Source organism: Idiomarina sp. (genome assembly GCF_048260185.1).
GTDB lineage: Bacteria > Pseudomonadota > Gammaproteobacteria > Enterobacterales > Alteromonadaceae > Idiomarina.
On the sequence record NZ_JBLXHB010000005.1, the window covers coordinates 82,410 to 94,238 of the forward strand.

The window sequence follows — 11,829 nt, forward strand, 5'->3', positions numbered from 1 at the left end:
AATAATGACTAAAATAGCCTGGCAGAACATAAAACAGATTGTAGTCCTTGGTCTTGGAAAGACCGGGGTATCTGTGCTGCGCTATTTACAACATAAACGGCAGCAGGATAAGAAGCTCGCCGAAGTTCAAATTCAGGTTTTTGATTCGCGTGAAAATCCTCCGGGCCTGGAAGAAGCAAAACAAATACTGGGCGATGCTGAACTGCTTAACCGGCATTGGGAATTAGAAGACACTTTAGCGGCAGACTTAATTATTGTCAGTCCGGGCATCGATTTACGTGAAGACCCGATAGCTCTGGCACGTGATGCTAATATTCCTATTGTTGGTGACGTTGAGCTGTTTGCGCAAGAGTTAACATTGCCGATAGTGGCGGTAACTGGATCTAATGGCAAATCGACAGTAACTCGCATGGTCGAGTTTGTTGCTGAACAATGCGGCAAGAATGTTGCTGCTGCCGGGAATATTGGCCTACCAGTACTCGAGTTATTGCTGCAAGAGCAACAACCCGATGCTGTAATACTGGAGCTTTCCAGTTTTCAGCTAGAGTCAATTTCCAGCTTGAAACTTAAAGCCGCGGCGCTTATGAACATTAGCGCCGATCATATGGATCGTTACTGCACTCTGGATGAATATATAAAAGCCAAACAACGTATTTTTACTCATGCAAAAATCTGGATACTGAACCGTCAGCAGCAGGACACCTGGCCACACCCCGTCACCGGGAAATTAATGACCTTCGGTAACGACTCGCACCCCAAACACTTTGGTTTGCTGTCTGGAAATATCGACCGTGTTAGCGGACCGGTTGCCGTGACTTTCGATGGCAGTGTTGTACTGCGGGCAGATCAATTGCAACTGCAGGGCATTCATAACCTGGTGAATGTGCAGGCGGCGCTGGCCTTGTGTCAGGCAATAGATATTGATATTGAAGCTGCGGTTCGCGCGGTCAAAGATTTTAAAGGCCTGCCGCACCGCTGTGAATTAGTCAGTGACAACAACGGTGTGCTTTGGGTTAACGACTCAAAAGCGACAAATATTGGAGCTACTGCTGCCGCAGTTGAAGGCCTGAGACCAATGATAAACGGACGTTTACTGCTAATAGCCGGCGGTGTCGGTAAAGGAGCAGACTTCCGCGAGCTGCAGTCGACTTTGGAACGAGTCGATATTCTATTAACCATTGGTGAAGACGGGCCGCGCATTGGTCAGTTATTTAACGGCTCACGGCAGGTGAAAAGTTTACAGCACGCAGTAGAGCTGGCGGCGTCTTTAGTGCAAACCGGCGACATGGTGCTGTTATCGCCTGCGTGCGCGAGCTTTGATCAATTCAAGAACTTTGAGCATCGGGGCGACAATTTCCGTCATGCAGTGGAGGCGCTTTATGTCGACAGTGCGTGAAGAACAGTTAAACCTTGAAATACCGGCTACCGGCACCGATAGTCGCTGGCAGAAGCTGGTTAACTGGTTTCAACCTAAAACCAGTCAGCCGCTTTATGACCGTATGCTGTTTACCCTGGCAATGGCGTTGCTGGCATTTGGCTTTGTTATGGTTACCTCCGCATCGTTGCCGACGGCAGAGCGGCTAACAGGTAATCCGTTCTATTTTGCTATTCGTCACGGCATTTATATTGTTATTAGCTTAGCTGTTATGTTGGCGACTTTGCGGGTACCCAGCAATAGCTGGAATCAGCAAAGCGGCAAGTTGCTGTTGCTTGGGTTAATTATGCTGCTGATGGTTTTGGTTATCGGGCACGAAGTTAACGGTTCGCAACGCTGGATAAAAGTGGGACCAATTACTTTTCAGGCGGCAGAAGTCGCTAAGCTGTTTTTCTGTATTTATATGGCCAGTTATTTGTCCCGTCGGGAAGACGAGGTCAGGGAAGCGACTAAAGGCTTTATAAAGCCTCTTGCTCTATTGTTTATCGCCGCGGTGCTGTTGCTAATGCAACCAGATTTCGGAACTGTGGTTGTATTGTCGGCAACCACCGTGGCCATGCTGTTTTTAGCTGGCGCAAGGCTGTGGCAGTTCTTTGCGGTATTCATTACCTGCGTATTGGCGTTAATTTTACTGATCATTGTCGAACCTTATCGGATGCAACGGCTGCTAACCTTCCTGGAACCGGAGAAAGACCCGTTCGGTGCCGGCTACCAGTTAATGCAGTCACTTATTGCTTTTGGCCAGGGGCAATTCAGTGGTGCCGGTTTGGGTAATAGCATTCAAAAATTACAGTATCTGCCGGAAGCTCATACTGACTTTATTATGGCCGTTGTTGCTGAGGAGCTGGGTTTTCTCGGCGTGCTGGCGGTTATTGCGACCGTATTAATGTTGGTATGGAGAGCTTTAATTATTGGTCGTCGCTGCTTAATGCAGGAGCAACGTTACGGCGGTTATCTGGCTTATGGTATTGGTATTTGGTTTAGTATCCAGGCCTTTGTGAATATCGGTGTTGCGTCCGGAGCGCTACCAACCAAAGGCTTGACACTGCCGCTGGTAAGCTACGGTGGTAACAGCCTGATTATCTCGGCTCTGGCCGTTGGGCTGTTGTTACGTATAGACCATGAACGTCGGATGCTGGGTCGCAAAGTGGCGCCGCGCGGAGGTGCCGAATGAATAAAGCCTTAATAGCAGCAGCCGGCACCGGCGGCCATATTTTTCCGGCGTTAGCGGTGGCTGAACAGCTGCGCGAGAACGGCTGGCAAGTTGACTGGCTGGGTACGCAGGAAGGTCGTTTAGAAAGTCGGGTGATTCCGGCAGCTAACTTCCCTTTACACAGCATTAGTATGACCGGAGTTCGCGGTCATGGGCTGAAAAGAAAGTTGTTTATGCCATTCACTCTGGCGAAAGCGGTTTTACAGTGCAGGCGTTTACTGAAGACGCTGCAGCCACAGGTCGTGGCAACCTTTGGTGGTTATGTCTGCGCGCCAATGGGGCTGGCTGCAAAACTGCTCGGTATACCCTTAGTGGTGCACGAACAAAACGCCGTGCCGGGTATGACGACAAGGCTGTTAGCTCCCAGAGCAAGCAAAGTTATGCTGGGGTTGCCGGTTGCTCTGCCGCAGTGGCAGCAGTATCCGGTTGTGGGTAATCCATTGCGCAAGGGGTTATTGGCACAAGCGTCTGAACAGACAGAAAGTTCAAAAACAGACGATGTCTTGAATATATTGGTGGTTGGCGGAAGTTTAGGTGCGCAGGTATTGAACGAAGCAGTGCCGGAAGCCGTCAAAACATTAGAAGGTGTCGAACTGAACGTGGTACATCAGTGTGGTGCTGAGCGTGAGTCGGCAACTAAGAAGGCTTATGAAGGAACATCGGTGCTTAAAACGCTTAAGGTCACCGAATTTATTGAAGATATGGGCGACGCTTTTAAAAATGCCGATTTGGTTATTTGTCGCGCTGGCGCGTTAACCGTATCGGAATTGGCGGTGATGGGCGTAGCGTCCATTCTGGTGCCATTGCCACACGCTGTGGATGACCACCAAACCGCTAATGCAAAGGTGTTAGAAAGCCATGGTGCGGCAGTTTTATTGCCGCAAACCGAAGTAATGGAAGGCGCCTTGAAACAACAGTTAAAACGTTTATTGCATGACAGACAACAACTGTGGACAATGGCGCGTTTCGCTCGCCAGTGCGCGATGCCAGAGGCAACGCAACGACTGGTGAATGAATGTATGGAATATAAACAGAGCGATGACTAGCATGACCGCAACCAACGCACAGCCTTTTACTATTGTGAACGTCCCGGAAATGCGTCGGGTACAGCGAATACATTTCGTTGGTATCGGTGGTGCGGGTATGGCCGGTATTGCAGAAGTCCTGTTAAACCAGGGCTATCAGATTTCGGGTTCAGATATTGCCGAAAACGCCAATACCGATCGTTTGCGTTGCCTTGGAGCTACGGTAGTTCTGGGGCATATGGCGAACAATATCGAAGGTGCCAGTGTGGTAGTGGTATCCAGTGCGATAAAGACCGATAACGCGGAGTTGGTTGCAGCACAACAGTTGCGTGTGCCTGTGGTACGCCGCGCAGAGATGCTGGCCGAGCTTATGCGTTTCCGTCATGGTATCGCGGTAGCCGGTACGCACGGTAAAACCACAACCACGTCATTGGTCGCGAGTATTTTTGCCGAAGCGGATCGCGACCCAACTTTTGTGATAGGTGGCTTGCTCAATAGTGCCGGTTCAAATGCTCGCTTAGGTAACAGTAAGTACCTCATTGCAGAAGCCGATGAAAGCGATGCGTCGTTTCTGCATTTACAGCCAATGGTTGCCATAGTCACCAATATTGAAGCTGACCATATGGACACCTACGAAGGTGACTTCAATAAGTTATTGGACACCTACGTTGAATTTTTGCATAACCTGCCGTTTTACGGTTTAGCTGTTATGTGTGTCGATGACCCGGTTGTAGCCGATTTAATTCCGCGACTCGGGCGCCAGACAATGACTTACGGCTTCAGTGAAGCTGCTGATGTACGGGCAATAAATTATAAGCAGACCGCCAGTGAGAGCTGCTTTACCATTTTACGTAACGGGCTGAAGCCACTTGATGTGTGCCTGAATCTGCCGGGCAAGCATAATGTATTGAATGCGTTAGCCGCGGTAGCTGTGGCGACAGATGAAGGAATTAACGACGAAGCCATTAAGTCAGCACTGAACAAATTTGAAGGTATCGGCCGTCGCTTTCAGCATTACGGTAACTTTGCCATCTCAGACAAAGACTCGAGCAAAGAGCCGGGTGAAGTCATGCTGGTGGATGATTATGGTCATCATCCTTCAGAAGTTGCTGCCACTATTCAGGCCGCGCGGGAAGGTTGGCCGGAACGTCGTCTGGTTATGGCTTTTCAGCCGCACCGTTACTCACGTACACGGGACTTATACGAAGATTTCGTTAACGTGCTGTCGCAGGTTGACGTATTGCTGATGCTGGAAGTTTACAGTGCAGGAGAAGCGCCGGTAAGCGGTGCTGACAGCCGCTCGTTATGTCGTTCAATACGCCAGCGCGGGCAGATAGATCCGGTTTATGTGGCAACCGTGGATGACATGCCCGAAGTGCTTGAATCGGTATTGGCACCGGGAGACTTGTTGTTAACTCAGGGCGCGGGAAATATCGGCGCATTGGCCAAGCGAATTGCAACGGAGGTGTTGAGCAATGAAAGCTAATGCCTTTGGGAAAGTGGCGGTTATGCTGGGCGGTACTTCGGCCGAGCGAGACGTTTCTTTAAAGTCCGGAATGGCCGTATTAAAAGGCCTGGTGGCGAAAGGTATTGATGCACACGCGTTCGACCCGGCGGCTCACAGTTTACAGGAGCTTGTGGAGCAGAAGTTTGATCGGGTGTTTATCGCTTTGCACGGACGTGGCGGCGAAGATGGCAGCATGCAGGGCGCTTTGCAAATACTGGAAATGCCTTACACCGGCAGCGATGTTCTGGGCTGCGCGCTGGGAATGGATAAAGTGCGCTGTAAGCAAATTTGGCATTCACTGGGTCTGCCAACAGCTAATTGGCGAGTGGTGGCACAAACTGAAATCGAGCGAGTGAACGCGGAAGCTATGCTGCAGGAGCTCGGAGGCCGGGTCATTGTAAAACCAGCACGCGAAGGCTCTTCTATAGGTATGAGCATCGCCGACACCGGGCGAAGTCTGGCATTAGCACTGCAGCACGCAGCGCAGTTCGATGACGACCTTCTGGTCGAACAGTGGGTTGAAGGTGCGGAGTACACCATTGGCATACTGGAAGGTAAGGCATTGCCGGTTATTCGGTTGCAAACGCCACATGAGTTTTACGACTTTGAGGCCAAGTATCAGGCAAACGATACCCAGTATCACTGCCCGGCAGGGCTAAGTGATAGCGACGAAGCCAGTTTAGGGGCTTTGGCTGAGCGCGCTTTCGCAGCCATTGGAGGCAGCGGCTGGGGACGCATTGATGTGATGCGTAATAACGCGGGTGAGTGGTTTTTGTTAGAGGCCAATACAGTACCGGGAATGACAGAGAAGAGCCTGGTTCCTATGGCAGCAAAAGTTGCAGGTTTACAATTTAATGACTTAGTGGAGCGCATTTTAGCGCAAACGCTGGAGCGCTAACGATGGCTGCTGAACAGCGCCTGCGCTCAGTCAACTTTTGGTCAGGTGTGGTCGTGTTATGCCTGACAATAGCAGGGGCATTGGTTGGCATCTATCAGTTAAATGAAGTGCTGACGGACGAACAACAAGTACCACTGGCTGAATTGAATGTACAAGGCGAGTTGCATTACACCGCCAACGAAGAAGTAAGACAGGCACTGACAGCGGAGCCGTTAGGTAGTTTTTTTACGGCCGATGTGGATGACTTAAGACGTCGGGTAGAGCAGTTGCCCTGGGTGCAAAAGGTTTCTATTCGTAAGGTCTGGCCGGACAAGCTGTCGGTTTATGTGACGGAACACAAACCCGTAGCCATGTGGAACGGCGATCGGCTTATAAACCAGCACCAGGAAGTTTTCCGGGCTGATATAGAAAAAGCAGATAGCAGTTTGCCACAGTTATTTGGCCCGGAGAACGCGGTAAAGGAAACCTGGGAAGAGTTTAACCGGGTGCAGCAAATGCTGGAGGTTAATGGCTTTCAGATAAGAGCCTTGAGATTAACCGAACGTTTTGCTGTCAGCGTGGTTTTGGCACAGGGAATTGAAGTGAAATTAGGGCGGGAAGCCACATTAGAAAGAATAAAGCGGTTTATTGATGTGTTTCCCAGCATCCTTGAACATGAAAAAAGTAAAGATAACGAAATCGATACTGTGGATTTACGATACGACACCGGGGCTGCAGTGGCCTGGCGTGAAGCAAAAAGTGAGAGTTAGACAGCTATGTCGAAAACATCGGAACGCAATATGGTTGTAGGTCTGGATATAGGCACCAGCAAAGTGACTGCGCTTATCGGCGAGTTGCTGCCTGATAATGAGATCAGCGTTGTTGGCGTTGGCACGGCTACGTCGCGGGGAATGGATAAAGGCGGCGTAAATGATTTGAACTTGGTTGTTCAGTCTGTTCAGCGCGCCGTTGACGAAGCTGAGTTAATGGCTGACTGCCGTGTTGCGTCGGTTTACCTGAACATTTCAGGGCGTCATATTTCCTGTCAGAACGAAAGTGGCATGGTGCCAATTAACGAAGCCGAAGTAACGCAGGACGATGTCGACAGCGTGATTCATGCCGCACAGTCAGTACCTATTGCAAAAGAACGCCGTATTTTGCATGTATTGCCGCAGGAGTATGTCATTGACTCGCAGGAAAGCATCCGCAGCCCCATTGGCATGTCAGGTGTTCGCATGGAGTCCAAAGTGCACATTATTACTTGTGCTAATGACATGGCGAAAAACATTATTAAGGCGGTAGAACGCTGCGGCTTGTCGGTGGATAAGCTGATTTTCTCAGCGCTGGCATCCAGCATCTCGGTGCTGACTGACGATGAAAAAGATTTGGGCGTGGCGCTGGTCGATTTAGGCGGCGGTACCATTGATATTTGTATTTATGCGGGCGGTGTATTGCGTCATACCGCGGTAATTCCGGCGGCGGGTAATCAGGTTACCAGTGACATTGCCAAGATATTCCGTACGCCGACCAACCACGCGGAAGAAATTAAGACCAAGCACGCTTGTGCGCTGCGACAAATGGTCAGCATGGAAGACACCATTGAGGTGCCTTCAGTGGGTGGCCGCCCGTCGCGGGTAATGTCGCGTCATACGCTGGCCGAAGTGGTTGAACCGCGTTATCAGGAACTGTTTGAGCTGGTCAGGGATGAAATTCAGCAAAGTGGTTTAGACGAGCAAATTGCAGCTGGTGTTGTTATTACCGGCGGTAGCGCAAAAATGGAAGGCTGCGTAGATTTTGCCGAAGAAATTTTTCAAATGCCGGTTCGTATCGGCGTTCCTCTGGGTATGAAAGGCCTAAGAGATTACGTCGAAGATCCGGTTTATGCCACAGCAGTGGGACTGTTACGGTATGGGCAGGAAGATGCCGCTGTGTCACAAAAAGAAAGCTCTAAAACTGACGTGATCGGACTCTGGCAAAAAGTGCAGAGTTGGTTCAAAGGTGAGTTTTAACTTGGGGTAGCACGTTAAAAGCAGGTAGGGAGAATTATTATGTTCGAACTGATGGACAATTATGAAAGCGAAGCCGTCATTAAGGTGATTGGCGTCGGTGGTGGCGGCGGAAACGCTGTCCAGCACATGGTAAAAGAATCAATTGAAGGTGTGCAGTTTATTGCAGCCAATACCGATGCGCAGGCTCTGCGTAATCATACGGCGGATGTCACCATTCAATTAGGACAGGACATCACTAAAGGTCTTGGCGCTGGCGCCAACCCTGAAGTGGGTCGGCAGTCGGCAGAAGAGGACCGCGAGAATATCCGAGTCCACTTAGAAGGTGCCGACATGGTCTTTATTGCAGCTGGCATGGGCGGCGGTACCGGAACCGGTGCAGCACCTGTGGTTGCTGAAGTTGCCAAAGAACTGGGTATTCTGACCGTTGCGGTTGTGACCAAGCCTTTCCCGTTTGAAGGGAAAAAGCGTATGGCCGTAGCCGACGAAGGCATTAACGCACTGGCACAAAGTGTCGACTCGTTAATTACCATACCAAACGAGAAGTTGCTTAAGGTTATGGGTCGTGGAACCAGCTTGCTGGACGCCTTTAGCGCGGCAAACAACGTATTGTTGGGCGCGGTTCAGGGCATTGCCGAGCTGATTACTCGTCCGGGTCTTATTAACGTCGACTTTGCTGACGTTCGCGCGGTAATGAAAGAAATGGGTACCGCCATGATGGGTACCGGTGTGGCCAGCGGTGAAGACCGTGCGCAGGAAGCTGCGGAAATGGCCATTAACAGCCCGTTACTGGAAGACATCGACTTGTCTGGTGCTCGTGGCGTGTTGATTAACGTGACTGCCGGCATGGACATGAGTATTGAAGAACTGGACACCGTAGGTAATACGGTTAAAGCCTTTGCTTCAGATAACGCTACGGTGATCGTGGGTACGGTTATCGATACTGAAATGTCTGATGAGCTGCGCGTAACTGTTGTCGCTACAGGTATTGGCGCTGAACGTAAGCCCGATATCTCGTTGGTGAATAATACCAATCAGACAGCGCCTAAGCGTGAACCGCAACCGGCTTATCGGAGTAATGATATAGACCGCGGCGGTGCAGCACCTCGTTACGAGGAGCAGGAAGAGCTGCAACCGGAGGCAAAAGCGGAACCAAAACGTCAGCCCGCTGCCAAAGCTAAACAGGATAAAGAACTCGATTACCTGGATATTCCGGCTTTTTTGCGAAAACAGGTCGACTAAATTGACGTAACGCTTGATAAGTATGCGTAAAATTTGATCGAACCATGACAAATGTCGTATAATATGCGGCCGCTTTGGCTTTAGCCATGGCGAACCGAATATAAAAGGTAGGTGAACAAGTACCATGATTAAGCAACGTACATTACAGCAAGCGATATCAACCACAGGTGTTGGGCTGCATAAAGGCAATAAAGTAAACCTTACTTTACGCCCTGCGCCGGCTAATACCGGTTTGATATTCCGTCGTGTGGACCTTGATCCTGTGGTGGATATTCCAGCACGGGCCGACTGGGTGCGTGATACGCAGCTGTGTACCTGTCTTATCAATGAGGAAAACGTTCGCGTTTCTACCGTCGAGCATTTGCTCGCTGCGCTGGCCGGCGTTGGAATTGATAATGCGATTATCGAAGTCGATTCGCATGAAATTCCAATTATGGACGGCAGCTCGCACCCGTTTGTTTACCTGCTACAAAGCGCGGGCATTGAAGAGCAGTCAGCAGCGAAGAAGTTCATCCGGATCAAACAGCCGGTACGTGTCGAAGACGGTGATAAGTGGGCGGAACTGCTACCCCACGATGGTTTCCGTATCGACTTTGCTATCGACTTTGAACACCCGGCTATCGCAGACACAGGGCAGACCGTCAGTATCGACTTTAGCGCTAATGCTTTTATCAAAGAAATTAGCCGTGCCCGTACCTTTGGCTTTATGAAAGACATTGAGTATTTACGGGAAAATAACCTGGCATTAGGCGGCAGTTTTGATAACGCCGTTGTGCTGGATGAATTCCGCATTCTGAACAGTGACGGCTTGCGTTACGACGATGAATTCGTAAAACACAAAATGTTGGACGCTATTGGTGATTTGTACATGGGGGGCCACAGTATTTTAGGCCATCTGCGTGCGTATAAATCAGGGCATGCGCTGAATAATCAGTTATTACAGGCATTATTAGCGCGACAGTCAGCGTGGGAATTTGTGACCTTTGACGAAGAGCAGGCTACTGCGCCTATCGCTTTCTGGTCACCAGCAACCACCACAGCTTAGTCTTTATCGTTGGCGGTAAACTTTGCCGCCAACGCTTTTAATTCCGACTTCAACGGCTCATCACACCCTTCAGCCATTGCCAATAAGCGCTCTGCGCTGCTCGAACCTTTCTGATTTTTAATACTTTTCTCAAAACTATTCATTGACGGAGACACCTTAATTGAAAGGCTCTGTACCGGGACCGTCGCATTGTGGCGAAAATGCGTTATAATGGCCGCTTGCTGAAGTTTTAGCCTGGTCGCCCAGCTACCGTTATCCACCTGAATAATCATTTGGCCATCGCGGATATTCAGCAATTGGCAGTGTTGGCTGGTGTTTTTATCAACGCATTGTTGAAACAATTGTTGCCAATGGGAAAGTTGGGCGGCAAACTGTGCATAATGTCGTAATGTTGACGATAAGGTTTTTTGACCTGAGCGAAGCCATTCTGATGGTGTTTTCGGGTGTCGTGACATAATTGCGTAGTAGGCAAATATTAAGAGAGTTCGGATGAGTTTATCAGTCTTTTATCGAGGCTCCAAAATACGTTTTCGTATTCGGTTAAGTCGACGTCGATTTTTTTCTTTTGTCGGTATAGCGGCCTTTATCGGTCTTGCTACCTGGCAGCCATGGCAGTATCAGGGTATTAACCCTGCAGTGGCACAGAACAAAATTACGGAAGAGCAGAAAAAGCTTGTCTTACAAGAGCAAGCACTAAAAGAACTAAAAGAAGATACTCAAAAGCGTCTGGGTGCCATGACGGTTTATCTGGGCGAGTTAAGAGCCCAAATGCGTCGTCTGGACGCCTTGGGTGAGCGTTTAGCTGGAGTTGCTAATCTCGACAACGGTGAGTTCAACTTTAATCAGGAACTTCCTATTGGCGGGCCAGAATTAGAAGTTGCTGAATTGCCTCACAGCTCTGGTACCGATGTCCTTACTGAGATTGAAGATATGTTGTCGCAGATCTCTGACAAACAAAAACAGCTATCGCTACTTGAATCTGTGATGATGAATCACCAACTTAATAATGATGCATATATTGCAGGCCGCCCAATCTCAGATGGTTGGTTGTCTTCGCAGTATGGTGTTCGTAAAGACCCTTTCAATGGCACACCCGCTATGCATAAAGGGTTAGATTTTGCCAGTTATAACGAAGACGTTAAGGTTATTGCTACCGGAGCCGGTGTTGTTACCTGGGCCGGTGACAGATACGGTTACGGCACCTTAGTCGAAATTGACCACGGTGGTGGCTTAAAAACCCGTTATGGTCATAACGACGAGTTAACAGTTTCAGTAGGGGATGTTGTTACCCGCGGCCAGCAAATTGCGAAAATGGGCAGCAGTGGTCGGTCGACCGGACCACATGTTCATTACGAAGTTTTGCGTAATGGCCGTCAAATTGACCCTAATCAGTTTGTGTATCGTAAAGCTGACTCAAAATAACTCGGTAAATTAATTAGAACGTAGGCGGTACTTCAGGTACCGCTTTTGTTGTTCAGG

Annotated in this window: 11 protein-coding genes; 10 read left to right on the forward strand and 1 reads right to left on the reverse strand. The window is 49.5% G+C overall.

The window, feature by feature from the left end:
• Positions 1–4: 4 nt before the first annotated feature.
• The 9 genes from murD to lpxC all read left to right on the forward strand — a co-directional run bounded on the left by murD (position 5) and on the right by lpxC (position 10,350).
• The gene (murD, locus tag ACN0RF_RS11560) at positions 5–1,396 is read left to right on the forward strand and encodes a UDP-N-acetylmuramoyl-L-alanine--D-glutamate ligase (protein ID WP_417439117.1); all 1,392 of its coding nucleotides are present in this window, start codon (positions 5–7) and stop codon (positions 1,394–1,396) included.
• Positions 1,380–2,609, forward strand: a complete 1,230-nt coding sequence (gene ftsW / locus ACN0RF_RS11565) for a cell division protein FtsW (protein WP_417439118.1) — start codon at positions 1,380–1,382, stop codon at positions 2,607–2,609. Before murD ends, ftsW begins: the two co-directional genes overlap by 17 nt.
• A complete protein-coding gene (murG, locus tag ACN0RF_RS11570; protein WP_417439119.1) occupies positions 2,606–3,694 on the forward strand; it encodes an undecaprenyldiphospho-muramoylpentapeptide beta-N-acetylglucosaminyltransferase in 1,089 nt (362 codons plus the stop codon). The genes ftsW and murG overlap by 4 nt, the downstream gene beginning before the upstream one ends.
• On the forward strand, positions 3,687–5,159 hold the full coding sequence (gene murC, locus ACN0RF_RS11575; RefSeq protein WP_417439120.1) for a UDP-N-acetylmuramate--L-alanine ligase: 1,473 nt from the start codon (positions 3,687–3,689) through the stop codon (positions 5,157–5,159). Before murG ends, murC begins: the two co-directional genes overlap by 8 nt.
• The gene (locus ACN0RF_RS11580; protein ID WP_417439121.1) at positions 5,149–6,078 is read left to right on the forward strand and encodes a D-alanine--D-alanine ligase; all 930 of its coding nucleotides are present in this window, start codon (positions 5,149–5,151) and stop codon (positions 6,076–6,078) included. The genes murC and ACN0RF_RS11580 overlap by 11 nt, the downstream gene beginning before the upstream one ends.
• A gap of 2 nt (positions 6,079–6,080) precedes the next feature.
• A complete protein-coding gene (locus ACN0RF_RS11585; protein WP_417439122.1) occupies positions 6,081–6,827 on the forward strand; it encodes a cell division protein FtsQ/DivIB in 747 nt (248 codons plus the stop codon).
• 6 nt (positions 6,828–6,833) lie between these two features.
• Positions 6,834–8,066 (forward strand): cell division protein FtsA, encoded by a 1,233-nt coding sequence (gene ftsA, locus ACN0RF_RS11590; protein ID WP_317503810.1) that lies wholly within the window; start codon positions 6,834–6,836, stop codon positions 8,064–8,066.
• Positions 8,067–8,105: 39 nt separating this feature from the next.
• A complete protein-coding gene (gene ftsZ, locus ACN0RF_RS11595; protein WP_034818600.1) occupies positions 8,106–9,305 on the forward strand; it encodes a cell division protein FtsZ in 1,200 nt (399 codons plus the stop codon).
• Positions 9,306–9,429: 124 nt separating this feature from the next.
• The gene (gene lpxC, locus ACN0RF_RS11600) at positions 9,430–10,350 is read left to right on the forward strand and encodes a UDP-3-O-acyl-N-acetylglucosamine deacetylase (protein WP_417439123.1); all 921 of its coding nucleotides are present in this window, start codon (positions 9,430–9,432) and stop codon (positions 10,348–10,350) included.
• Here lpxC and ACN0RF_RS11605 read toward each other — a convergent pair.
• Positions 10,347–10,805 (reverse strand): DUF721 domain-containing protein, encoded by a 459-nt coding sequence (locus ACN0RF_RS11605; RefSeq protein ID WP_417439124.1) that lies wholly within the window; start codon positions 10,803–10,805, stop codon positions 10,347–10,349. The two genes, lpxC and ACN0RF_RS11605, sit on opposite strands and share 4 nt — an antisense overlap.
• A 34-nt stretch (positions 10,806–10,839) precedes the next feature.
• Here ACN0RF_RS11605 and ACN0RF_RS11610 point away from each other — a divergent pair, with 34 nt between their 5' ends.
• Entirely contained in the window at positions 10,840–11,772 is a 933-nt protein-coding gene (locus ACN0RF_RS11610; protein WP_417439125.1) for a peptidoglycan DD-metalloendopeptidase family protein, read from the forward strand.
• The last annotated feature ends 57 nt before the right edge of the window (positions 11,773–11,829 follow it).